Below are 24931 nucleotides of genomic sequence, written 5' to 3'. Positions count from 1 at the left end.
GGGAGTGGCGCGTACGGGGGAGGAGAGGGCGCGCGGGGCGGGGCCGGCCGGACCGGCCGCGCGGGGCCGGCGAGATCGGGGCCGGCCGGACCGGGGCCCGGTCAGCCGGCCGCCGCCGGCAGGCTGAGCAGATGGTCGACCAGGGCGAGCAGCGTCTCCTTGCCGAACGCGCGCTCCCGGACGTCGCCGATCAGCAGCGGGATGTGCGGATCGAGGTCGAGCGCGGCCCTGATCTCCTCGGTCGTACGGGTGTTCTGGCCGTGGAAGCAGTTGATGGCCACCACGAAGGGGATGCTCCGGCTCTCGAAGAAGTCGATCGAGGCGAAACTCGTCTCCAGACGCCGGGTGTCCGCGATGACGACACCGCCGAGCGCACCGGTGACCAGGTCGTTCCACATGAACCAGAAGCGTTCCTGCCCCGGTGTGCCGAACAGGTAGACGACGACCTCGTCGCTGATGGTGATCCGCCCGAAGTCCAGGGCGACGGTCGTCGTCTCCTTGTCGTGGATCCCGGCCAGGTCGTCGACCCCGACACTGGCCTGGGTCATGTACTCCTCGGTGCGCAGCGGAGTGACCTCGCTGACCGTGCCCACCAGGGTCGTCTTGCCGACGCCGAACCCGCCCGCGACAAGGATCTTGACCGCGGCGGGGTCCGCCTGTCTGTTGTTCATGGTGTCCTAAAGTCTCCGAAGTCCGTCACGAACGGTGGCCAGCAGCTCCCGGTCCCAGCCGCCCGCCGCCTGCGCCATCGAGATCGGCGGGCGGGCGTTGAGCAGGCCCTGGGCGATCAGGTCGGCCAGCAGGATCTTGGTCACCGACACGGGGAGGTCGAGTTCCGCGGCGACCTCGGCCACGGCGACCGGCCGGGCGCACCGGCCGAGGATGATCCGGTGTTCCGGCTGGAGCCGGCCCGGGCGCAGCGGGACACCGCGCTCGTCGCGCGGGTCCTCCACCGTCGTGAGCACCGTGATCAGGGTGAGGTCGTCGCGGGCGGGAGCGGTGCGGCCCCGGGTGATCGTGTAGGGGCGCACCATGCTGTCGCCGGCGTCGTCCCCTCCGTCCTCCGGGTCCGCGGTGCCCTCGTACTCCCAGGGCGGGGTCACGCGCCCGGCCCGGTCCCGAACGCGTCGAACTCGCCGCGCGCGGCCGTGCCGAGCTTCTGTCCGACCTGCTGGACGAGGTTGTGCATGGCCAGGGACATGACCTCCGCGTCGACCTCCTGGGAGGCGACCACGGCCAGGTGCGTGCCCTGCCCGGCGGAGATGATGAACAGCCAGAGGTCGGACAGCTCCACGATCACCTGGTGCACGGCGCCGCCCCGGAAGAGCTGGCCCACGCCCCGGGCCAGGCTCTGCTGGCCGGTGCAGATGGCGGCCAGCCGCTCGGCGTCCGCGCGGGCGATGGTCCGGGAGTGGCTGACGACCAGGCCGTCGTCGGAGAGCAGGACCGCGTTCCTGGTCTCGGCGACCGACTCGACCAGGCCGTCGAGCAGCCAGTCGAGGTCCTGATGGGTAGCGGTGGTACGTGTCATGATCCGTCTTCTTCTCTCGTGGGGTGGTGGGACGCGCCCGGCCCGGCGGGGGCGTCCGGCTCGGCGGCGCGGGCCGCCCGCGAGCGGCGCTGGAAGGCGCCGATCGTCGCTCCGGCACGGCGCGGTGCGGGCCGGAGCAGGGGGTCGTCCTGCCAGCGCGGCGGCTGGGGAGCGCCGGGGGCGGCGGGGTCCAGCCGAAGTTCGTCGACGAGGCTGGCCTGTCGTACGCGGCGGGGCAGCGGCTTGTCGCCACCGGCGGTCGCCGGGGCGGGCGGGGCCGGTTCCGATGCCGGGGCCGCGGTCGGCGCGGCGGGCGCGGGCGCCGGGGGAGCGGTGTGTCCTCCGTGGGACGGCAGCGGGGTCACGTACTGCGGCGCGAAACCGGCGTGCTCCGCCGGCCCGGCCGGCCGGAGGTCCTGCTGCGGCGTGCCGAAGCCCTCGTAGCCGGTGGCCTGGTCGTGCGGGCCGCCGTAAGGGGCGGGCTGCTGCCCGTTGTCGCCGCCGTGGACGTCGTGCCCGATGCCGCCCGGCTGTGCCGGTTCGGGGTACGCGTCGGCGGTGCCGTAGGGCTGCGCGGAGCCGTACGCCGGTGCCGCGGGCGGGAACGTGCCCGCGAACAGGTCGGCGACCGGCTGCGGTTCGCCGTACGGGGCCACGGGCGGGGCCGGAGCCGGAGCAGGGGCCGGGGCCGCCGGTGTCTCGTACGGCGAACCGTACGGAGTGGCGGGAGCCTCCTCGTACGCCGGGTGGCCGTCGGTGTGGGGCACACCCGGCGTCTCCGGCATCGCGTACGGGTTGCGGGTCACGTAGTCCGGCTCGACGGGGTACGCCGGCGCGGGGTGTTCCGGGGCCTGGGGAGCCTGCGGGACCTCCGGCTCCCGTGGCGCGTGCGGGGTGAGCCGGGTCACCGCGGCCAGGGCCTGGCCCTGCCGGCGGTTCGGCAGCGGGTCGTGCCCGCCGGCGGGCGCCGGCGCGGACAGCGGCTCGGGCTCGGGCGCCGGGTCGGGCACGGCCACCGGGCCGGTCTGCTGCGGCGCGGCGACGACCAGGTCGCGGGGGACGAGCAGGACGACACGGGTGCCGCCGTACGCGGACGGCCGGAACTCGACGCCGAGACCGTACTGGTGGGTCAGCCGGGCGATCACGTGCAGGCCGAGCCGGATGTCCTCGGCGTGGGCGAGGATGTCGAGCCGCGGCGGGTTCAGCATCAGGGCGTTGGCCTCGGCCAGCTGCTCCTCCTCCATGCCCAGGCCGCGGTCCTCGACCTCGATGGCGAGGCCGCGGCTCACGACCGCCGCCCGCACCTCGACCGGGTTCGGCGGGCGCGAGAAGGAGAGCGCGTTCTCGATCAGCTCGGCCAGGATGTGCGTGACGGGACCGACGGCGCGGGCCGCCAGCCACGGGCTGCCGTCGAGGTCGAGGACGACCCGCCGGTAGTCCTGCACCTCGCCCTGGGCCGAGCGCATCACGTCGAGCAGCGCGACCGGCTTGCGCCAGCGCCGGTGCGGGGTACCGCCGGACAGGATGACCAGGTTCTCCTCGTACCGGCGCAGACGCGCGGTGAGGTGGTCGAGGTCGAAGAGGCCGTCGAGCACCTCGGAGTCCTCGTGCCGGTGCTCCATCTCGTCCAGCTTCTTCAGCTGCTGGCCGATCAGCTGCTGGGTACGGCGGGCGACCCGCTGCAGCAGCCGCTCGAAGCCCCGGTGCTGGTCGGCCTGGCTGACCGCCGCCTGGAGGGCGCTGGTGCGCGCGAGGTTGAGCGCCTTGCCCAGCTGGGCCAGTTCGTCCGACGGGCCGTCGGCGGAGCCCTGTTCGATGGCACGGGCCTCGGCCTGGACGTCGATCTGCTCGCCCCGGGCGAGCCGCTCGACGACGGCGGGCAGCGACTTCTCCAGCTCCTCGGCCTGTTCCTGGAGGCGGCCGATGCGCAGCCGCAGGCTGCGGGTGAGCCGCCAGGTGGTCAGGACGACGGCGACGACGGCGGCGAGACCGACCACGGTGGTCAGGACCATGCGCAGCAGCAGGGACAGGACGCTGTCCAGGCCCTGGTCGATGACCCGCTGCGTGCGGTGCTCCAGGAGCTTCTCGTATGGCGGGCCGACGGCGTCCATCGTGGCGCGCCACTTCTCGCGCTGGTCGCCGACGCGGACCCGGCCCTTCGCGTCGGGCTCGGCGGGCCGCAGCAGGGTCTGCTCGACGGCGGTCTTGTTCCGCCACGCCTCGCTGGAGGTGATCTGCCGCCACATCGCCAGCTCGTCGTCCGGCAGGTACGGCGTGACCTTCGAGCTCTCCTGGAACGACTGGGTGAGGACCGCTTGCTGGACCTGCTGGAAGTCCTTGGCGCTCAGCCGGTCCCGGTCGCCCCACGCGCGGGCGAGCAGCGCGTCGGAGCGGGAGATCATCTCCTTCGTCCAGAAGAGTTCCACGAGCGGCTGCGAGGCCGTGGTGACCTTGCCGTCGTCGACGTGGCTGAGTGCCGTGAACAGCTTCAGGTCGACGGCGATCAGATCCGTGTAGTACCGGTAGACCGTCTCCTGCTGGTCGGCGTCGCCGCTGTCGACGAGGGCCCGCTGGACGGACAGCCGGCCGATCGCCTCCCGCGCCACGTTGACGGCGTCGCGCACCTCGTCGGGGGCGTTGTCGACGGCCGGGTCGTCGGACAGCGTCAGGAAGGTCTTCACCGCCTTGTCGGTCTCTTCCCGCTGCCGGGTGAGCGCCGTGGCGGCGCCGTCCTGGCGGGCGAGGACGTCGGCGCTCAGCCGCCGTTCCTGCTGCAGGTTGTAGTACACGATGTTGGACGGCTGGCCGGCCTTCTCCGCGAGCTGCCCCTGGGCCGCCATCCGCTGGAAGTCGAAGAAGGTCTGACCGCTGGTGACGGCCCAGAGGGCGGTCAGAGCGATTCCTGGGACGAAGGCGAGGATGAGCAGAGCGGTCCGCAGGGAAAGGGACTTCGAGCTCGTCCGCCGTGACGCGCGCGTGCGCAGGGTGATGCTCCCTTACGAAGGCCGGTCGTCCGACCGGCCATTGCTGTTCCGTGCTATGACGCGTGCATATTAGTCACACTGTGAAGAAGGGGAGGAGATCACCCCGGAGTATCGCGACCTGCGCAGGTGTGCCAGAGTCGTCGGCTGGACTCTCGCACCTCCGGACGTGACAAGGTCCGCGTCGGGTTCGGGCCATGATGCCCCGTCGGCGGCGTCGAGGGGGCCGGTGACGCCGTATCGGAACGGCCGCGGGCGAGGCCGGGACGGGTGAGGATCGCGGGCGGGCCGGGATCACGGCCGGGTCGCGCGCTCCAGTTCCAGCAGGACCGAGGTGTACGTCCGTCCGGTGGCCCGGTCCATGCCGATCTCGCACGTCCGGTTGGCCGACAGATACGCGTCGAAGGGCCGGGCGGCGACCTCGGCGGCCTCCCGTGCCGTCGCCGACGCGGTCAGTTCCGGGTGGAGCATGCCCCGGTCGCCCGCGAACGCGCAGCAGCCGGCGTCGAGGGGGACCACGACCTCCTCGGCGCAGACCCCGGCGAGCTCGGTGAGCCGGTCCTCGTCGCCCAAGTGCCGCATGGAGCAGGTGGGATGGACCACGGCCGAGCCGATCCGCCGCCGTACGTCGAGCCGCGGCAGCAGCTCGTCCGCCGCCCACACCAGCGAGTCGAGCACCGTCAGCTCGGCGTGCAACTCCCGGTTGTCGTCGGTGAGATACGGCACCACCTCGTGCGCGAGACCGAGGGTGCACGAGGAGGCGTCCACCACCAGCGGCAGCCGGCCCCCGGCCGTCCACTCCCAGGCGGCCTCCACGATCCGGTTGGCCATCACCTCGTTGCCGAGCTCGTACCCCTTGGAGTGCCAGATCGTCGCGCAGCACGTGCCGTGCACGTCGTCCGGGATCCACACCGGCCGGCCGGCCCGCGCCGACAGCGCCACCATCGCCTCCGGCAGCGAAGGGCCCTGGTATCCCTCGGGGTTGCCGAAGATCCGGTTCACGCAGGCCGGGTAGTACACGGCGACGGCGGCCGGCCGGTGCGTCCGCGGCAGCCGGTGGGCCGCCGCGCCGGGGATCTCGGGCAGCCACTCCGGTACGAGGTCGGGGCGCGTGGCCCGGCGCGCCAGCCCCGTCACCGACTCCAGCAGCCGGTCGTCGAGGTGCCGGGCCGTGCCCACCGCGAGCCGGGCCGCGGCCTCCACGGCCCGGAAGTGCCGCGCCGTCAGGGCCGCGACCCGCTCCTCGCGCACCGAGTGCCGCGCGTGCCGGAACTCCCTCATCAGCGCCCCGGTGTCGATGCCGACGGGGCAGGCCAGCTTGCACGTCGAGTCGCCGGCGCAGGTGTCGACCGCGTCGTAGCCGTACGACGCCAGCAGTTGCGCCTCCACCGGGGAACCGTCGGCCTGCCGCATCATCTCCCGCCGCAGCACGATGCGTTGGCGCGGAGTGGTCGTCAGATCATGGCTGGGGCAGGTGGGTTCGCAGAATCCGCACTCGATGCACGGGTCGGCGATCGGCTCCACCACCGGGATGGTCTTCAGGCCGCGCAGATGCGCCTGCGGATCGCGGTCGAGGACGATGCGGGGCGCGAGGACCCCGTCCGGATCGATGATCTCCTTGGTCCGCCACATGAGCGCGGTCGCCTTCGGCCCCCACTCCCGCTCCAGGAACGGCGCGATGTTCCGGCCGGTGGCGTGCTCCGCCTTCAGTGAGCCGTCGAAGCGCTCCACGGTGAGCGCGCAGAACTCGTCCATGAACGCGGCGTACCGTTCCACGTCGGCCGGCTCGGCGGCGTCGAAGGTGAGCAGGAAGTGCAGGTTGCCGTGCGCCGCGTGCCCGGCGACGGCCGCGTCGAAGCCGTGCCGGACCTGGAGGGCGAGCAGCTCCGCGCACGCCTCGGCGAGCCGGTCCGGCGGCACCGCGAAGTCCTCGGTGATCAGCGTCGTACCGGAGGGACGGGCGCCGCCGACCGCCGTCACGAACGCCTTGCGCGCCTTCCAGTACCCGGCGATCGTCCCCGGTTCCCGGGTGAAGGCGTTGACGACGGAGGGGACCGGGGCGACCAGGTCGAGCCGGTCGAGCACCCGGGCCGCCGCCGTCTCGCAGGCCCGCAGCGCCGCCTCGTCCGGCGCCCGGAACTCCACCAGGAGCGCGGTCGTCTCCCGGGGCAGCTCCGCCCAGTCGGCGGGCACCCCGGGCACCCTCACCGAGGCGCGCAGGGTGTTGCCGTCCATCAGTTCCACGGCCAGCGCGCCCGCCTCGGTGAAGTGGGGCACGGCGGCCGCGGCGGCCGGCAGCGACGGGAAGAACAGCAGCCCGGTGGACACCTTCCGGTCCAGCGGCAGAGTGTCGAAGACGACCTCGGAGAGGAAGCCGAAGGTGCCCTCGGAGCCCACCATCAGCCCGCGCAGGATCCCGACCGGGGTGGTGCCGTCGAGGAACGCGTCGAGCCGGTAGCCGTTGGTGTTCTTGATCGTGTACTTGGCGCGGATCCGGGCGGTCAGTTCCGCGTCCGCCTCGATCTCCGCCTTCAGCGCCATCAGTCCGGCGCACAGTCGCGGTTCGGCGTGCGCCAGCTCCTCGTCGGCGGCCGGGTCGGCGGTGTCGACGATCGTGCCGCTCGGCAGGACGACGGTGAGCGAGGCGACCGTACGGTAGGAGTTGCGGGTGGTGCCGGCGGTCATGCCTGAGGCGTTGTTGGCGACCACACCGCCGATCGTGCAGGCGATCGCGCTCGCCGGGTCCGGGCCCAGCACCCGGCCGTACGGGGCGAGCGCCGCGTTGGCCCGGACGACTGTGGTGCCCGGCCGGATCCGGGCGCGGGCCCCGTCGTCCAGGACCTGCACGCCCGCCCAGTGCCGGCGCACGTCCACCAGGATGTCCTCGCCCTGCGCCTGCCCGTTGAGGCTGGTCCCGGCGGCCCGGAACACCACTTCGCGGCCCTTGCCGTGCGCGTACGAGAGGACCGCGGAGACGTCGTCGATGTCCTCGGCGACCACGACGACCTGCGGCACGAAACGGTAGGGGCTCGCGTCGGAGGCGTAACGGACCAGATCGGAGACCTTCCACAGCACCTTCTCGGGGCCGAGGACGGCGATCAGTTCGTCGCGCAGGTGCTTCGGGGTGCCTCGGGCCTGGAGGTCCGGCACCCGGTCGGGCGCCGCCTGCCGTCTCGTACCGGCACGCAGGGTCTGCGGATTCGGTTCGCGTACGGGCATGGCCGGTGCCCTCCTTCGGCGCGAGCCGTGCCCGGGCGCCGGCCGCTCCGGCGGGTCCCGCCCCGATCGCGGCCGCCGCGGCTCAGCAGGCGCGCTCCGGGCCGGGGTCGACCAGGGTGGACAGCAGACCTCCCAGCACCTCGCGCTGTTCGACGGTCAGTGGGGCCAGGATGTCCTCTGCCGCGGCGCGGCGCGCGCTGCGCAGGTCTCTCAGCGTGTCGCGGCCGGCGTCGGTGAGTTCGACCCGGACCACCCGGCGGCTGTGCGCGTCGGGGACCCGGCGCACCCTGCCCTTCGCCTCCAGGCTGTCGACGAGGCTGGTCACCGCGCGCGGGACCACCTCGAGCCGGGCGGCGAGGTCGGCCATCCGGGGCGGCTCGGGGAAGTGCGCGACCGTCCGCAGCAGCCGGAACTGCGCCGGGGTGATGCCGGCCGGCTCCAGGTGCAGCTTGTGGGCGCGATGCAGCCGACGGGTCAGACGGAGCAACTGCTCGGCGAGCAGGCCGTCGGGGTCGGAGGCTTCGGAAGCGGCCGGGGTACTCATGAGGGAACAATATCAAGACCTCGTTCATTGTGAGTATAGGTAACAATGAACTATCCTCCGAAAGGATCGCCCAGGATCCCCGTCCCGCTGCCCCCGAGCCCGTCGTACCGCCGACGCCCCGACGTCTCACCGTGGGGGCGCGGGACGACGGCCCCGCCGACGCGTCACCGGCCGACGAACCGTCGGCCGGCACCACCGTCGACGCACCACCGCCGGAAAGGCACCGAGAAGCCCCAGGGAAACCGTCACCGCACCCCGCGCAGGAGCCCATGCATCCGCACCGAACGTCCACGTGGACGCCACCCGCCCGAGAACCCGGCCGCCCCGAGGAGCCCGCCCAGCTGCGGCGCATCCTGCGGCTCTTCCGCCTCTACCGGGCCCGCCTCGCCCTCGTCGGCCTGCTGGTCGCCGCGTCGTCGCTGGTCTCGGTCGCCTCCCCGTTCCTGCTCCGCGCGATCCTGGACGTCGCGATCCCCGAAGGCCGTACCGGGCTGCTCAGCCTGCTCGCCCTCGGCATGATCGCCACCGCCGTGGTCTCCGGCGTCTTCGGCGTACTGCAGACCCTGATCTCCACCACCGTCGGCCAGCGCGTCATGCACGACCTGCGCACCGCGGTCTACGGGCGGCTCCAGCGGATGTCGCTGGCCTTCTTCACCCGCACCCGCACCGGCGAGGTCCAGTCCCGGATCGCCAACGACATCGGCGGCATGCAGGCGACGGTCACCTCGACCGCCACCTCCCTCGTCTCCAACCTGACCGCCGTGGTCGCCTCGGTCGTCGCCATGGTCGCCCTCGACTGGCGGCTGACCGTCGTCTCGCTGCTCCTGCTGCCGGTCTTCGTCTGGATCAGCCGCCGGGTCGGCCGCGAGCGCAAACGGATCACCACCCGGCGCCAGAAGCAGATGGCCGTCATGGCGGCGACCGTCACCGAGTCCCTGTCCGTCAGCGGCATCCTGCTCGGCCGGACCATGGGCCGCGCCGACTCCCTCACCCGCTCGTTCGCCGAGGAGTCCGAGCGCCTGGTCGACCTGGAAGTGCGCTCGTCCATGGCCGGACGCTGGCGGATGTCCGTCATCGGCATCGTCATGTCCGCCATGCCCGCGCTGCTCTACTGGGCGGCCGGCCTCACCTTCCAGTTCGGCGGCCCCGCCGTCTCGCTCGGCACGCTGGTCGCGTTCGTCTCGCTTCAGCAGGGCCTCTTCCGGCCGACCGTCAGCCTGCTGTCGACCGGCGTGGACATCCAGACCTCGCTCGCGCTGTTCCAGCGCATCTTCGAGTACCTGGACCTGCCCATCGACATCACCGAACCCGACGAGCCCGTCCGGCTGCCGCGGGTCGCGGGCGAGGTCGTCTTCGACAAGGTCGGATTCCGCTACGAACCCGAGGGCGGCGGCCGGCCCACCCTGGACGCGATCGACCTCACCGTCCCGGCGGGAAGCAGCCTGGCCGTCGTCGGCCCGACCGGTTCCGGCAAGTCGACCCTCGGTCATCTGGTGCCCCGGCTGTACGACGTCACCGAGGGCCGGGTCCTCCTCGACGGGGTCGACGTGCGCGACCTCGACTTCGACACCCTCGCCCGCGCCGTCGGCGTGGTCTCCCAGGAGACGTACCTCTTCCACGCCTCCGTCGCCGACAACCTGCGCTTCGCCAAGCCCGACGCCACCGACGAGGAGATCGAGGCGGCCGCCCGCGCCGCCCAGATCCACGACCACATCGCCTCGCTGCCCGACGGCTACGACACCCTGGTCGGCGAGCGCGGCTACCGCTTCTCGGGCGGCGAGAAGCAGCGTCTGGCGATCGCCCGGACCATCCTGCGCGACCCGCCCGTCCTGATCCTCGACGAGGCGACCAGCGCGCTGGACACCCGTACCGAACACGCCGTCCAGCAGGCCATCGACGCGCTCTCGGCCGGGCGCACCACCCTCACCATCGCGCACCGGCTGTCCACCGTCCGCGACGCCGACCAGATCGTCGTCCTGGACGGGGGCCGCATCGCCGAACGCGGCACGCACGAGGAACTGCTCGCCCTCGGCGGGCGGTACGCGGCCCTGGTGCGGAGAGACGAACATGCGAACGTGGGAGCGGTTGTTCCCTAGAACGTGTGATCGTCCGGGATTTCGTTGCCTCGGGCAGGTGGGACGTCGGATGCTTACGGTGCGCAAGCGACGGGCTGCAGACCGCGATCGCGTATGTCCCACAGAAAACCTGTACGAGGAGAAGCACCCCATGAACATCATCACCAACCTGCTCGCCGGTGTCGTCCACTTCCTGGGCTGGCTGATCTGACGCCACCCGGCTCGGCAGAGCGCGGCGCCGCCGGTTCCCCGTCCCAGGGGGCCGGCGGCGCCGCCGCGTGTGCGCCCGGCTGTGGCTGCCCGGCCGGATTCAGCCGGTGACGGCAGCGCCCGACGCGCGCGGAGTGTTCTTGAGCAGCGCGCGGATCTCGCGAACGGCCGAGCGGCCCGCCCGGTTCGCGCCGATGGTCGACGCGGACGGCCCGTAGCCGACGAGATGCACCCGCGGATCCCGTACGGCCCGGGTGCCCTCCATCCGGATGCCGCCGCCCGGCTCACGCAGCCGCAGCGGCGCGAGATGGTCGACCGAGGCCCGGAAGCCGGTCGCCCACAGAATGACGTCCGCCTCGACGAACCGCCCGTCGTCCCAGGCCACCCCGGTCGGCGTGATCCGGTCGAACATCGGCAGCCGGTCGAGGACCCCGCTCGCCCGGGCCGCGCGGACGGCGTCGTTCAGCGGAAGCCCGGTCACCGACACCACACTGCGCGGCGGCAGCCCCTGCCGTACGCGCTCCTCGACCTGCGCGACCGCCGCCCGTCCGGCCACCTCGTTGAAGGGGCCCTCACGGAACACGGGCTCGCGCCGGGTGACCCAGGTCGTCGCGGCGGCGTGGCCGGCGATCTCCATCAGATGCTGGGTGCCGGAGGCGCCGCCGCCGACCACGACCACCCGCAGGCCGGCGAAGGCCTCGGGCCCCGGGTACCGGGCGGTGTGCAGCTGCTGCCCCAGGAAGGTCTCCTGCCCGGGGTAGCGCGGCCAGAACGGCCGCTCCCACGTCCCGGTCGCGCTGATCAGTGCCCGGGCGGCGTACACCCCCTCCGTACTCTCCACCCGCAGCCGTCCGCCCTCGCCCTCCCGTACGGCGGTCACGTCCACGGGCCGGTGCACCGGGAGGCCGAAGGACTCCTCGTACGCGGCGAAGTACTCCCCGATCACCGCCGAGGACGGCCGCGCCGGATCGGCCCCGGTCAGCTCCATGCCGGGCAGCGCGTGCATCCCGTGCACCTTGCCGTACGTGAGCGACGGCCAGCGGAACTGCCAGGCGCCGCCCGGCCGCGGCGCGTGGTCGAGCACCACGAAGTCCCGCTCCGGCTCGAACCCCGTACGGCGCAGGTGGTACGCCGCCGACAGCCCGGCCTGTCCGGCGCCGACGACCACGACGTCGACCTCGCGCTCCTCGTACACCCCGAAATCGTTCACGATTCCACCAACGGCGTCCGAGCCCCGCATCTTCCCGGCCCCACCGCCCGGCACACCCCATATCCCCGCCCGGGAACGGCAGGATGAGCCCCATGGCCTTCGACACCACGATCCTCACCCTCACCACCGGCTCGCGGGAGACCGTCACCGACCTCACCCGCCACTGCGAGGACTTCCTCGCGACCACCGCCCGCGGCCGCGACGGCCTGCTCCACCTCTTCGTCCCCCACGCCACGGCGGGCCTCGCCATCCTGGAGACCGGCTCGGGCAGCGACGCCGACCTCCTCGCCGCCCTCCACCACCTGCTCCCGGCCGACGACCGCTGGCAGCACCGCCACGGCTCCCCGGGCCACGGCCGCGACCACGTCCTCCCGGCCCTGATCCCCCCACACGCCACGGCCCCGGTCCTCGCGGGCCGCCTGGAACTCGGCACCTGGCAGTCGATCTGCCTGGTGGACACGAACGTCGACAACCCGGAACGCCAGGTGCGGCTGAGCTTCCTGAGCTGACCGGGCCGACCAAGATCGTCCTGGGAGTGGCCCCCATATCTCCGAACGCTCCGGCGAAGCGGGAGAAAGGTGTGCGGCACCACCAGGGACGAGATCGAGCGGCCGTACGACGGTTGCGGAAAATGCCTGCTCGGAGTGCGTCGACTGTCGCGGGTGAAGGCAGCGGCGACCTCGCCGGAGCGGCAGCGGGGGGATGTGCTGACCGCTGCCGCATCGGTCGGCGGGCACATTATCGACTGGGCGGACGGCTGGGAGGTGTCCGGCGCCACCGACCCGATGACCCGTCCGAAGCTCGGTCCGTGGCTCCGTGGCTTTGTGACGAGCGGGGGAAGTACGACGGACTCGTGCCCGTAGGAGACGAGGGAAAGCTCCTCGTCTCCTATGGGCACGAGGGTGTCTGGAACCTCGACGACCCGAACGACGAGAACCGCTTCACGATGGAATCCTGCGGCGCGCGGATGGAGTTGCGCGCCATCCAGCGGCGCAACCGTGACGCCACCAAGAAGATACGTGCCGCAGGCTGTCCGAAGGGCAAGCCGTCGTACGGCTTCCAGTACGTCCACACCGTGCCGAACGGCCGGGTCGAACGCGTCGAGCTACACCCGCACGCGGCCGAGGTCAAAAGGAACTCCACGATCATGCGGCCGCACATGGCCCAGCCGTCGTCGTGTCGATACACGGCCACGGCGGGGCTGGAGCGTCAGACGGTACATCGTTCCAATTCGGGTCAATCCACATCGATCACGGGCGTCCGCCCCGGAAAGTCCGGCGGGAGACCGTCGGGGGGAATGGTTCCGCGCACCAGTCCGGCGAGGTAGCTTGTCAGGCTGCCGTCGTACTCGCACCAGTCGGCGTTGGCGCCTTCGACCAAAATCGTCCAGGGATCGGACCTCGATGCTCCCGTTTTCCAGTAGAAGTAGTCGCCATCGATGGAATCTCCCCAGAGGTAGAGTCCATGCGGCTCAGGAAAGGGGACGTACCCATGGGCCATTCCGGCGTCGCGGAATTCTCCCAGGACTTCCAGTCTCTCGCGAACGCTACGGACGAAGAATCTTTCCTCTCCTGGGTCGGGGATGTGAATGCTCAGGAATTCATCAACGGTGAATGAAGGGTATTTCTCCGATAGTTCCACGAAGTCCGGAGGGGGTGCCGCGCCGACCTCTCGTGCGATGTATCCCCAGTCGATGCCTCGATGGGTAGGGCTGCGGAACCCCAAAAGCTGCGGAATGGCCTTCTCTAGCTCTGCGAGACTCAACAGGTCACCTGACTTCCTGGACGATTTTCGATCGTCGTATTGAATAGAATTCCAGTTTGAGTAGATGCGGTCATCCTCAATCCGGTGGGGATGTTCTGTCGCCCGTTACCGTATAGAACCTGCCCGGAGTAGTATACGCGTTCACCAGAGAGGGTGGAGTTTGCGATCTTGTCCTCGCACTTCTTCATTGCCGGATCGTTGAAGTCGCGGAATCCTGATACGATATTCTCTCGAATCCACGCTCCGTTAAATCGATCGGCAATTATGTGAGATCGATTGAAAATCCATTGGCGATCTCGATCCTTTTTTGCGAGATAGCCGGGTGGATTCCAAGTGCCCTTCCTGGGGGAGCGGCTTCTTGGTGGTTTTACATCTTGCTGGCAGATGAGGGCGGTTGCACCTGTGGGTGCCCCGTCTATGAGCGGCTGATAGCGGTAGCGCTCATCTCTGGGCTTGCTGCACGGATCCTCGTCGCGCCAGTTGGAGCCGCTTGAGTTGCCGGGAGAGGGTGACGTGACTGGTAGTTCATTCGCCGCTATTCCGGGATGGAATGGGTCATTATTTCCCAGCATTCCTAGGATGGTGAGGGTATCTATGACGGCTGCCCAGCCTTCGCCGGAATTCCAGCCAGTGCTCTTCAAGGCGCCCCAGTCAGGCTTCGGGACCCAGCTGATGGCCGGAATTGGGCTCTTGCCATCGTTCGGGTTCTTGTCGATCGGAGGAGGCGGGGGGAAGGCGACACTCGTGGTGCAGTGGGCCACGCAATTGCCGCCATTCCCCGGGCCGCCGTTGCCTCTGCCCCCTCTGCCGGCGCCAGCAGTCGGGGTCGGCTTGGGAGATGGGGTTGGATTGTGAGAGGTCGAAGGCCTGCTTTGGTAGCAGTAAGAAGTGCCAACGCAGGGGAACTTCTGATTCTGGAGCTCTCGACGCCGTTTCTCCCGCTCCAAGCACAGAGGACTGGTGCTGCACGTCGATTCATGCAATGAGACTGGGGCGGAAGCCCAGGAAAATGCACGAATAGCCCATCCCGCAGGGCTTCTTCCGCCCACAAGTTTCACTCCACGCCAGAGGCCTCCCCAGCTGAAGCGATTCGTGCTGGAGTTTGCGGCTGCGCTCGACGCTCGCCGTTGTGCAATTTCCCGCCTCTCGAGCGTGTCGGTGCTCAAATGCCCCGTCGCATCGGTGTAGTTCAGAGGGGAACTCAGGCCAAATGCGTAGCGGTTGGCATTTGCCGAGGGGGATGCCTCAAGGGTCCAGGTGTCACGCGAGGCGAAATTGCCAGTGCCGGGCTGGTACCAGCGGGCGGCCATGTTGACCTCGCCGGTGGTGGTGTCGGTCCAGCCGGATTGGTAGCCGACGGCGGGGTTGGCGCCGTTGGTCGAGGTGGTTTTGCCGAAGGGGTCGTAGGCGCGGGACGCCTGGACTGATGCACCTGTGGGGTCGAGGCCGGCGACGAGGTCGGTGTGCTGGTCGGTGACGGCGAGCTGAGCAGAGGCGGTGTTCGCCTTGGGTGAGCTGGAGAGTAGGGCGCCGTCCGGGGTTCGGGTGTATGCGGTGGTGCCGTCTGCGATGAGGTTGTTGGAGCCGCCGTCGTACGTGAATGCGGCGCCGTTTCCGGTGAGGACGCGGTCGAGTGAGTCGTAGGTGTAGGTGCTGGGGCCGTTGGCGATGGTGCGTTCGAAGGCGTCTGAGGTGACGGTTCGGGTGCTGCCGTTCTTGGTGACGGACTGCGTGGTGCCGCGGGCCGTGTAGGCGTAGGTTTCCGTGCCCCAGCTCTCGAGACGGTTACGGGCGTCGTAGACCGCGTTCGTGGTGCCCTGCCGGGTGAGGTTGCCGGCCTTGTCCCAGGTGTAGGGGACGGTGGTGCTGCCGCTAGACCAGGAGTCCATGCGGCCGGCTGCGTCGTAGGTGTAGGTGTTGGTGGAGGCTCCGGCCGTTCCGGTGGTGGTCTTCTTCGTCAGACGGTCGGCGTTGTCGTAGCCGTACGAGATGCCCGTGACCGAGGTGTTGGTTCCGGTGTTGGTGACGGTGTCGGAGGTCAGGCGGCCGAGGCTGTCGTATCCGTAGCCGCGCTGGGCACCGATGACGAACTGTCCACCGGAGCCAGGGCGCGCGTACTGCTCGAGGGTCGGGCGGCCGGCGGCGTCGAAGTCGTAGCGAACTTGCGTTCCGGTGAGCGGATCGGTGGTGGTGTCGAGGCGCCCGGCCGTGTCGTAGGTGTACGCGGTTCGGCCGGTGGAGTCGGTGCGCGACGTCATGGCGCCGTCGGCGTCGTAGGCGTACTGCGTGTCGCCAGAGGGGCCTTGGGCGCGCAGGAGTTGGCCGCGATCGTTGTACGCGTAAGCGTTCGGGGCCGCGGTTCCGGTGGTGGCGACGCTCGTCAGATGTCCGTCGAGGTCGTAGGAGAGGCTGCGGGGCTCGGTGACGGCGGCGGCTCCGGCACCGGTCTCGACAATGAGATTGCCGAGACCGTCGTACGTGCGCTGGCGCTTGACGTTGCCGGGGAGCAGCTCGGTGACCGGCTGGCCGGAAACGTCGTAGACGGTGGTCCAGGTACGGTCGGCCAAGCCGGGGTGCTGGGGTGTTGCGGGCTCGATGGTGGACTCGGGCAGGTTCCAGGGGTTGAAGGTGTACGTGGTGGTGTTGCCTCGGCCGTCGGTGAAACGGGTTCGGTTGCCACTCTTGTCGTAGCCGAAGGACGTGGCGATCTGGTCGGTTGCCGAGATCCTCTCGGTCTGGCTGACCAGTTGGCCGAGTGCGTCGTAGCAGAAGTCGGTGTGGCCGCCGGTCGGACTGTCTGCCGAGATCTGGTTGCCGTCGGGGTCGAAGCCGGCCTTGGCCGAGCGTAGGACCGTGGCTCCGGTGCCGAAATCCTTGACCTCAGTGACGTTGCCCAAGCTGTCGTAGACGGACTGGGTCTTGCGGTTGGTGGGGTCGATCGTCTCCGTGGTACGGCCGAGACGGTCGTAGGAGAAGCGGGTGGTTCCTTGGCCAGGGGTGGTGACGGCGGTGGGTTCACCCGCAGCGTTGTAGACGGAGGTTGTGGTGCGACCGGTCGGTGTGGTGGAAGCGGTCTGGTTTCCGGCGTCGTCCCACGCGTAGCGGGTGGTCAGGTTCTGCAGAGTGGGGTACCGCTCGACTCTGGTGGCGGTGAGCTGGCGGCCGAGTTCGTCGTAGGTCGCCTCCGTCCGGGCCCCCATGGGGGTGGTGGCCGAGAGCTGCAACCCCGTCGGAGTCCAGGTGTATCGGGTGACGCCTCCGCCGCCGAGGTCGGTCTGGGGAGCGGTGAGCGGGTTGGGGTCGGCGAGTCCGCGCTGAGCGCCGGGCGCGGGGTCGGTCTGTTGGATGAGGTTGTCCAGTTGGTCGTAGCCGAAGCGGGTGACACGGCCCAGGGGATCGGTCACGCTGTCGGCTCGGCCGAGTGCGTCGTACGTGGTGTGGGTGACGGCGGTGACGGGCTGGCTTGCGCCGGGCGGGGTGTAGGCGGGGCTGGTCACATCCATCACGCGGCCGAGCTTGTCGACAGTGGTGCGGGTGATGGCACCTCGCGCGTGTGTGTGGCTTCGCCGAAGGTGTTGTAGCCGGCGAGCACGGACGGCCGAACGGTTGCGGCCGCGGCGCCGTTTTCCTCGGCTTGCACCGCGGGCGCGGTGGCTTCGACGAGACGCCCCAGAGCGTCGTAGCGGTAGGTCGTGGTGTGCTTGGCGGGGTCGGTTCCCGCGACATTGCCCCGCGCACCGACCGTCGTCAGGACGAGGCCACGCTGGTCGAAGGTGCTGGTGGTGGTCCGAAGCGTTCCGGTGGCGTCGGAGACCGCGTTGCGTGTGGGATTGCCCGCCGCGTCGTACGTGGTCGTGTTCGTGACACTGCCGCCGGTCGCGTCGATGCTGAACGTCTCGCTCGTGACTCGGTCGTCCTTGTCGTAACCGAGGGTGGTCTTGCGCGCGAGGTCCGAGGCGTCGAGGACGGATTCCTTGACGCGTGCTGTGGCGTCCAGGGTGTAGTCGACGGTGGTCTTGCCGCTGCTGCCGCCGGTCGACTGACGGGTGAGGTTGCCCGCGCCGTCGTAGGCGTTCTCCTCCAGGACGACGTCGTGGCGACTGCCGTCAGCCTGGGTCACCTGCTTGGCCGTTGTAGTAGCGGCGAGGTCGTCGTCGTAGTAGGTGTACGTGGTGGTGGCGCCCATGGCGTCGGCGGTCGAGGCGAGACGGCCGGCCGGGTCGTACGCGTTGGATTCGAGCACAAGGTCACGGGGGGCACCGGACGGGTCTCCCGTCCAGCCCTTCAGTGTCGTCTCGTACTTCTGGCCTCGCGGCGTGTAACTGTGGATCAGGGTGGTGCCGAGCGTGTCCGTTTCCTGGACGACGCGACCGAGTTCGTCGTAGCCGAAGGTCGTGCTGTGGTCCTCGGCGTCGGTGACGCGGTCCTGACGCCCGAGACTGTCGTAGCGGTAGCTCGTCGTGCGGGCGGCGTCGCCGCCTGCGATGTCCTCGGTGGACTCGCTCAACAGGTTGCCGTCTGCGTCGTAGGCGCGGCGGATCTTCGCCCTGTGCTCTGTATTCGTGAGCTCATTCTTGACCGCGGCGCCTGTCTCGGTGACGACATGGGACATGTCGTCGTATGCGTAGGAGGTGATGATGCCGCTCGGGAACGTGTCCGAGGTCTGAGTCTCGGAGGTCTTGCGACCGATGCCGTCATAGGCGAACGACGTTGCCAGGCCGGATGGGGCCGTGGCCTTGGCTACATCGCCGTTGGCGAAGTACTCGTAGGCCGTGGTCGCACCACCAGGTGTGACATTGGCCTTCAACAGGCCGGCGGGTGTGGTGCCACCGCCGACGGCGGGCTCACTTCCCGTGGTGTACATGGTGGACGCCTTGCGGCCGTCAGCGAGGGTGACGGAGTCCTGCAACCCCTTGTCGGTGTAGGTGGTGCTGGTCTTGTAGCGGTTGTCGGCCGGGCTGGAGGAGCGGGCGTCGCGGGCGACGATCTGCTTTCCGTTGCGGGGATCGAGCGGATCAGTGGCGTTGTTGTAGTACTCGGCGTAGGAGGTCCAGCAGGAATTGGCGTCCCGGCACGTCGTCCGGGAGACGGGGTTGCCCTGGGCGTCGTGGCCAGTGATGGTGGAGTGCCCGTTGGGGTCGGTGACGGTGTGGACGTAGCCGCCGGTGTCGTACGCATAGGTGGTGAGGCCGCCGGCCGCGTCGGTGGAGGCGATGCGGCGCTGGCCGCGCAGCGCGTCGTAGACCGTACTTGTGGTGGCGCCCTTGGGGTCGGTGACGCTGACGTTCATGGCGAGAGCGGAGGTGCTGGAACGCTCGCGTGACTGGTAGTGCTCGGCGACTTGATCGGCCGTGAGGCCGTGCTGATAGATGGTGACTTCGTCGATCTGCCCGGTGAAGTAGGAAACGTCTGCGGGGCTTGCGGGCCAGTACTTGGCGAAGCCAGCGCCGATGTAGGTGTGGGTGCTGGACTGGTGGTTGACGGCGCCGGCGAATGTGGCGGCCTGGACACCATCCAGGTAGAGGGTTTGTGCGGTGCCGGTCGCGGTGACGACGGCGTGATGCCACTGGCCGTCGTCCACGTTGTCGGCGGATGCGACCCTGGCCGAGCTGAGGCCGGTGACGAAGAACTTGCCGTGGAGTTTGCCATCCGTGCCGACGTAGAGCACGGGGGCCCACGCGTTGCTGGCGGGGTCGGGGGTGCTGGTGATGGGCACGGTCTGATCGCCGATCAGCACACCGGGTTTGGTGGTCTTGAACCACAGCTCGACCGCGAGGTCGGTCGATCCGTGCATGATGCTTTCGGGTATTTTCGCGTAGCCGTTGCCGCTGAGAGTGACAGCGGTGTTGTCGCTCGTGCCGAAGACACCATCAGTACCGAGGGTGGTGTTCGTGTACGTGCCGTCGCCGTTCTGAGCCGCGACCTTGCTACGTGCCGTGGAGCCGCTGGATTCGTCAAGCCGCCAGTAGCCTGCCGGGGCGTCACCGGTCACCGTGCCGCGGTAGTGCGTGCCGTCGCCGGTGACCATGTCGGTGCGGGCACGGTAGTGGGCGCGGATCTCGGAGGCGGTGAGGGCCTTCGGGTAGAAGGCGACCTCGTCGATGGCGCCGGTGAAGTAGCCCCACTTGTCGTTGGCATCGAGGGCGGCCCAGCGGGTTCCGCAGCAGCTCTTGCCGAGGAAGACACGAGTCTGGTCCAGGTGCGTGATCGTGCCGGACACCGAGCCCGCGAGAACACCGTCGATGTACAGGGACGAAGTGTTCGCCTTGCCGACCAGCGCGGCGTGGTGCCACTGGCCGTCGTTGACCTTGTCTTTGGAGGCCGGAGGGGTCCAATTGGTGGTTTCGGAGTAGAACTGGCCGTGCAATTTGCCGTCAGTGCCCACGTACAGCAGCGGGGTCGAGTGCGTGGGTGTCTCGTCCTCGCTGATGTCGGCGTTCGCTTCGGTCAGCAGAACACCGGACTTGCTGGTGCGGAACCACAGTTCGGCGGAGAGGGTGGTGCCACTGAGGGAACCGTCGGCGAGTTCTATGTAGGAGTCGCCGTCGAAGCCGGCTGCAGTGTCGTCGCCATCCGCGAAGGCACCGTAGGTGCCAAGTGCGATGCTGTCGCCGTATCGCCCCTCCGATCCCTCGGGGAGCCCGCTCGCGGCAGCCGTGCCCCGTCGGTCACCCAAGCGCCAGTACTCGCTGGGGCCAGAGGCGCGAACGGCGTCACTGTAGGAGGTCGAGCCGGTTGAGTAGGACGGCGCGGAGACCTTCCACAAGCCCTTGTTGGAGTCGGTGACCTCGACGACCCGTTCGGTGTCGGCGTCGTAGACCACCTGGGAGTCGACCCTTCCGGAAGGGAGGGTCACCTTGGTGATGCGGGAGGTGGCCGCTTTCGCCGCGTAGTGCTCGCCGACGGTACTCGCGTCCAGGGTGTGGCCGTAGACGGCGACCTCATCGATGGCGCCGGTGAAGTGGCCAAGCTGATCGGATTTGTCGATTCCCTGCCAAGAACCGCCGGTCCAGCCGAGGCCGACATAGTAGAAGCGCTGGTCCAGGTGGTCGATCGCGCCGGTCTTGGAACCCACAGGCTTGCCGTCGAGGTACAGAGTCTGCGTGGTACCGGCACCCGAGAGCACGATGTGGTGCCAGGCTCCGTCCGTCACCACGCCGGTCGAGGTCATCGGGGTCAATGTGGTGCCGGGGTAGGAGAACTGGCCGCGAAGCTTGCCGTCCGTGCCGACGTACAACAGCGGGGTGGCCTGGCTCACGGTCAGGTCGACATCCTCCAGACGTTCGTTGGCCTGCGACAGCAGCACACCCGACTTTGTGGTCTGGAACCACATCTCCACTGACGCGAACGGCGAGGAGCCAAGAGCGTCGTCCGGCAGGGCGACGTAGGAATCCGTGCCGTCGAAGGAGCCAGCCTTGTCGCCGGTGCCGGCCAGGACGCCGTTGGCTCCGCGGATCACGTCCCGGTAGAGGGCTTCGTTCAGGCCGGTGCTGGACACGGCCTCACTGGCCGCGGACTCTCCCTCGCCCTCGTTCAAACGCCAGTACGCCGACGGACCGGCGTCCAGCACTGTGCTGCGGTAGAGGCTTCCGTCCTCGTAGGTGTAGCCGGTGCAGGCTGTCGTGGAGGGGGGCGGACAGACTTTCACCAGACGGTCGTTGTCGTAGGTGTAGGTCCACTTCAGGCCCGTGTCCGTGCTGGACACGGCGTTCGTCGTCGCGGTCTTCACATGTCCGGCGGCCCAGGTGAACGTGAGAGTGCGCCCAGACAGGACGTCCTTTGCCTGCGTGAGCTGGTTCTCGGTGTAGGTCAGCTGCTGGGATCGGCCGTGACTGTCCGCGATCTTCGTGAGTAGCCCGGCGGCACTGAAGGTGTACAGACTTCCCGATCCGTCGCGCAGGGTCCAGCCACCGCCGCTCTCGGCCTTCAGTTTCCCCACCGAGCCGGACGGGGCGGCGTAGGTTCCATCGGTGTTCTTACCGAAGCGCACCTGGGCGCCGTTCGCCAGCGTGATGACCACGCTGCCGTTGCTCTCCGGCGTGGCGCGCATGTCCCAGCGTGTCGCCCATCCGGCGCCGAAAGCATTCTTCTGCCGCGGATCCTGCGAGTTGTACGTCCGCGCGACCGCGAGCTCGGGTCCGACTGTCGGAACAGAGGCGTCGGTGGCCGCGGTCACGAAGTTACCTGAGCGCTCGCCGAAGTTCCGGCCGTTGTCCGAGCCGCCAAGGTGGCTGGTGATCGCCGGCTGCGACACCTGCGTGGTGAGGAGCGAGGGCCCGGGACGCACCGATGTGGCGCTGCCGTCGTATGCGTAGGCGTACCACGCGTACGTCTTCGCCCAGGACAGCCAGCCGCTGGTCACAGCCCACTGCTGAGAGGACACACGAGGCCCCACCTTGCAGTTCTTCCGGGTGTCCTTCCCTTCGACCTCACAGACCTCGAACTGGTACTGCAAAGTCTTCGGGTAACGGTCACGGTCGGCTCCCGACGCCCACAGCGTCGGAGTGAGGGTGGTGACGACGGCACCGCTCGCCGGTGCGGCACCCGTCAGATAGGGAGGAACATTGACGGCAGAGATCTTCACGGCTGCCGGAGGGCTTCCGACACTGCTGAACTTGGCGATGTTGTTGTGGTTCATCGTCCAGGCGAGGGTGTAGTCACCTGGCGTGAGTGGGGCCACCTTGGCATCCACCGTGACAGTCCCGCCCGGCGGGACATCGGCGGGCATGGCCGACCAGCGGATCTTCGCAGTGTCCGTGATCTCGGTGCCGGACGCGTCGTACAACAGGTAGCGCAGCGAATAGTCACCACCCTTCGGCCACGTCTCCTGGCCTCGGTTCGTGACCGTGACCTTGAAAACTCCCTCGGACGTCGCCGTCATGGGAGTGACGAGGGTGCCGAGCTTGTAAGTGGCGCCGTACTTCGTCCACGTCACGTCCAGCGACGGCTTGCCATTCGGGTAGTCGTCGGACCCGAAGTTCTTCCAAGCGTACGAGTCCGTCGTGGACGCCTTCACCGCGAGGCCGTAGTTCTTCTTCCGGCCATGGGTCCAGTCATCGACGAGTTGGCGGCCGGCCGAACCCAGGCTGATCGACTCCCAGGCAGCAGGCCCGCAGGGCCATGAGGTCTGGCCATCAGGGCGCCACGCGTGCGCGAAACTCTTCGAACCGAGCGCCGGACCAGTTGCCGGGCCCGGGTAGGTGTTGGTGGTCGACTCGGACCAGTTGGAGGTGACCGCGTGCACTGTCACCGGGCGGGCCGTGCACGAGTATGAGTACGTGTTGTACAAGGCCAGGCGGGCGCTGATGACCCAGGCGTTCTTCAGAGCGGACTCGACGCCGGCGAAGCGCAGAAACGCGGCTGCCTTGTGGCCGCCCTTGTCGTAGGTGCCGACCTTGACGTTCGTGTCACCTGAGAAGTTGACGTTGTACGGCGACTCTACGTAGGTGCCGGACGATGCGGGCGTTCCGGTCACCGTGGTCACAGAGGGATCGACCTTGACGGGGAAGACGCGCTTCGGATCGTGGAGCCACTCGGCGTCCAGGGAGACCTTCAGTGCCTGACCACCGGCGATGTCGACCAATTCGTAGCGGACGCCGTTGGAGATCTCGCCCTGGTTGGAGTTCGGGGCGAGGTTGGAATCCTCCATCCACCCTGCGGGCATGGTGGCCCGCACCCCGCCAGCGGAGTCCCGGAACGCAACCGCGCCGGTCGACTCAAGCCGTGCGGTCAGTCCCCGCGTGTAGAGAGGGAAGACCCACTCGGAGGCGGCATCAGGGCTGTTGAGGGTGATGACCTCCTTCACGGATGCGCCACCGGCGACGAACCGGAGGTCGGTACCTGGGCGAATGTCGCGGTAGGTGATCGTGCTGTCGACGGCTTCGCCAGGAGCATGCGCGACATCCTGCACGGAGAAGCCCACCGAGGTGTCAGCACCTGTGTTCAAGGAGACGAGTGGTGTGCCGTCGGCATAGCCCGCGAAGACGGTCTCCGAGTCGCCGGATGTGATCTGCCAGCCATCCCCGGACACGCCCACGGCATGGCCCATGCGTCCCCCCTTGGGGAGAGCCTTCAGCTTCGTGTCGATCGCCTTCCAGTTCCCCGCAGCGTCCTGGAAGTTGACCGGCTCGTCATAGAAGCGAGTGGTGAGAGTGCCGTCCGTGTTCTGAAACGTCTTGGACATCCGCTCGCGTTCGGTGGCGAGTTCGCGACTCGTCTCCGAGTCAAAGCCCTTCGGCTCTTCGGACGGGGCGGCCACAGGTGTTGCGGTCGTAGTCGGCGGCGGTACCTCCTGTGCGACCGCAGCGGATGACACACCGCTTTCCGGGGGAAGTTCCTTAGGGGCAGCCGTATGACCACGGCGCCCCCCCCGTGGTGTCGGCCGAAGTGTCGCCTGCTGTTGCGCGGGAGGAGCGGCCGTCGGCCGATCCCCAGCGCTGCTCAGGGGCATCCGCCGCGGTCGGAGACGTGCGGTCGGCAGACCGCGCGGCGGCGACGCCTTCCGCTCCGGTCAGAGTGGCCATGACAAAGGCGACGGTGAAAGAGATTGGCCGCACAAAGCGCACGGAAGCCCCCCAGGACACAGTAAAAGAGGAGGCCAGTAGATAGATATGTCGATGCTGTGAGCAAGCTGTGTGCTCATTTCGTGATCAATGCGTGAAGGGGAATGCTTCGCATTTAGCGTGTAAGTGGAACTAAAGGTTCAGGGTGGTGTGAGCCGAACTCGCCAGCAGGGTGCGCCTTCTGACAGGGCGACGCAGTTGTTCTTGCGGGCCGCAGGGGCGAGCAGGCCGCGTACGTAGGCACGCATGCGTCGGCGGAGCTCGACTCGGTCAAAACGCTGCCCGATGGGCAGGAAGGGATCGTCCAGTTCGAGGTCCCACTGCGCGGCGGCATCTCGGTGATCACCCTCGGAGGCTGCCCCGCCACTGTCGCTACCTGCGGCGCTGTCGCATGATCGAGGGGCGGTCCCCGGGGACCGCCCCCACACGATCGAAGCCGCGTTACACTCCGGCCGTCCGCCGAAAGACCAAACCAGACAGCGAATCCTGCAGGAGTGCTTAGGCGGGGCCCGCGATGCCGGGCCCGGGGCAACGTAGGCTCGGAGTTGTCCTAACCTCGCCGTTTCACTTGGTGCGGGGCCGATTTCTGTGCGGCAACGCGAAAGTGCCTTCTGAGCTGGGACGATGAACCTTGTCGAGGGGTTCTGTCGGTCCAGACGGAAGGCACTTTCTGCGTGCAGGGTATCGGTTCGCGTCCCAAGCTCCATGTCTCCGCTGACGGTGCGGGGGTGGTTGCTCACGCCGGGGCACGGTTGCTGGCGGATCTTGCCGATGCCGCCGGGCTGACCGCCGCGTACTCCACCGCGCTCAGACCACTTCGGCCACGCGGCACCGG

13 protein-coding genes and 1 pseudogene are annotated in these 24931 nt (G+C 69.1%); 4 read left to right on the top strand and 10 right to left on the bottom strand.

Features of this window, described 5'->3' with window-relative positions:
• Positions 1-101 precede the first annotated feature (101 nt).
• The 6 genes from ABZ693_RS20005 to ABZ693_RS19980 form a co-directional block, all read right to left on the bottom strand.
• Positions 102-671, bottom strand: coding sequence for a GTP-binding protein (locus ABZ693_RS20005; RefSeq protein ID WP_359878815.1), 570 nt, complete (start codon positions 669-671; stop codon positions 102-104).
• Positions 672-677: 6 nt separating this feature from the next.
• Positions 678-1103 (bottom strand): DUF742 domain-containing protein, encoded by a 426-nt coding sequence (locus tag ABZ693_RS20000; RefSeq protein WP_381693564.1) that lies wholly within the window; start codon positions 1101-1103, stop codon positions 678-680.
• Positions 1100-1531 (bottom strand): roadblock/LC7 domain-containing protein, encoded by a 432-nt coding sequence (locus ABZ693_RS19995; protein ID WP_359878813.1) that lies wholly within the window; start codon positions 1529-1531, stop codon positions 1100-1102. The genes ABZ693_RS20000 and ABZ693_RS19995 overlap by 4 nt, the downstream gene beginning before the upstream one ends.
• Positions 1528-4371, bottom strand: coding sequence for a nitrate- and nitrite sensing domain-containing protein (locus ABZ693_RS19990; protein ID WP_359878811.1), 2844 nt, complete (start codon positions 4369-4371; stop codon positions 1528-1530). The genes ABZ693_RS19995 and ABZ693_RS19990 overlap by 4 nt, the downstream gene beginning before the upstream one ends.
• Before the next feature lie 435 nt (positions 4372-4806).
• Positions 4807-7731 carry an FAD-binding and (Fe-S)-binding domain-containing protein gene (locus tag ABZ693_RS19985; protein ID WP_359878809.1) on the bottom strand — a complete coding sequence of 975 codons (2925 nt, stop codon included), beginning with the start codon at positions 7729-7731 and terminating at the stop codon, positions 4807-4809.
• An 82-nt stretch (positions 7732-7813) separates the two neighbouring features.
• The gene (locus tag ABZ693_RS19980; protein WP_359878807.1) at positions 7814-8275 is read right to left on the bottom strand and encodes a MarR family winged helix-turn-helix transcriptional regulator; all 462 of its coding nucleotides are present in this window, start codon (positions 8273-8275) and stop codon (positions 7814-7816) included.
• A 269-nt stretch (positions 8276-8544) separates the two neighbouring features.
• Here ABZ693_RS19980 and ABZ693_RS19975 point away from each other — a divergent pair, with 269 nt between their 5' ends.
• Both ABZ693_RS19975 and ABZ693_RS19970 read left to right on the top strand, forming a co-directional pair.
• Positions 8545-10371: an ABC transporter ATP-binding protein gene (locus ABZ693_RS19975; protein WP_359878805.1), complete on the top strand. Its 1827-nt coding sequence runs from the start codon at positions 8545-8547 to the stop codon at positions 10369-10371.
• Between the two features lie 58 nt (positions 10372-10429).
• Positions 10430-10561 (top strand): hypothetical protein, encoded by a 132-nt coding sequence (locus ABZ693_RS19970; protein ID WP_359878803.1) that lies wholly within the window; start codon positions 10430-10432, stop codon positions 10559-10561.
• Between the two features lie 99 nt (positions 10562-10660).
• On the opposite strand, the gene ABZ693_RS19965 is transcribed toward ABZ693_RS19970, so the two are convergent.
• A complete protein-coding gene (locus ABZ693_RS19965; protein ID WP_435842478.1) occupies positions 10661-11770 on the bottom strand; it encodes an NAD(P)-binding domain-containing protein in 1110 nt (369 codons plus the stop codon).
• Positions 11771-11853: 83 nt separating this feature from the next.
• Here ABZ693_RS19965 and ABZ693_RS19960 point away from each other — a divergent pair, with 83 nt between their 5' ends.
• Positions 11854-12279 carry a secondary thiamine-phosphate synthase enzyme YjbQ gene (locus ABZ693_RS19960; protein ID WP_359878801.1) on the top strand — a complete coding sequence of 142 codons (426 nt, stop codon included), beginning with the start codon at positions 11854-11856 and terminating at the stop codon, positions 12277-12279.
• Between the two features lie 727 nt (positions 12280-13006).
• On the opposite strand, the gene ABZ693_RS19955 is transcribed toward ABZ693_RS19960, so the two are convergent.
• Genes ABZ693_RS19955 through ABZ693_RS19945 form a run of 3 tightly spaced genes read right to left on the bottom strand, consistent with a single transcriptional unit; the run spans position 13007 to position 23792 of the window.
• Entirely contained in the window at positions 13007-13534 is a 528-nt protein-coding gene (locus tag ABZ693_RS19955) for a hypothetical protein (RefSeq protein ID WP_359878798.1), read from the bottom strand.
• Positions 13531-17037 carry an RHS repeat-associated core domain-containing protein gene (locus ABZ693_RS19950; RefSeq protein WP_359878961.1) on the bottom strand — a complete coding sequence of 1169 codons (3507 nt, stop codon included), beginning with the start codon at positions 17035-17037 and terminating at the stop codon, positions 13531-13533. The genes ABZ693_RS19955 and ABZ693_RS19950 overlap by 4 nt, the downstream gene beginning before the upstream one ends.
• Positions 17037-23792: a LamG-like jellyroll fold domain-containing protein gene (locus ABZ693_RS19945; protein ID WP_359878796.1), complete on the bottom strand. Its 6756-nt coding sequence runs from the start codon at positions 23790-23792 to the stop codon at positions 17037-17039. Before ABZ693_RS19945 ends, ABZ693_RS19950 begins: the two co-directional genes overlap by 1 nt.
• A 948-nt stretch (positions 23793-24740) precedes the next feature.
• Here ABZ693_RS19945 and ABZ693_RS19940 point away from each other — a divergent pair.
• A pseudogene (locus tag ABZ693_RS19940) lies at positions 24741-24931 on the top strand (IS1380 family transposase); the annotation flags it as partial.

Origin of the sequence: Streptomyces laurentii (genome assembly GCF_040635425.1) — a bacterium.
In the GTDB taxonomy this organism is placed as follows: domain Bacteria; phylum Actinomycetota; class Actinomycetes; order Streptomycetales; family Streptomycetaceae; genus Streptomyces; species Streptomyces laurentii.
Note: the sequence above shows the minus strand (reverse complement) of the source record. Positions and strands in the feature narration are given on the sequence as shown.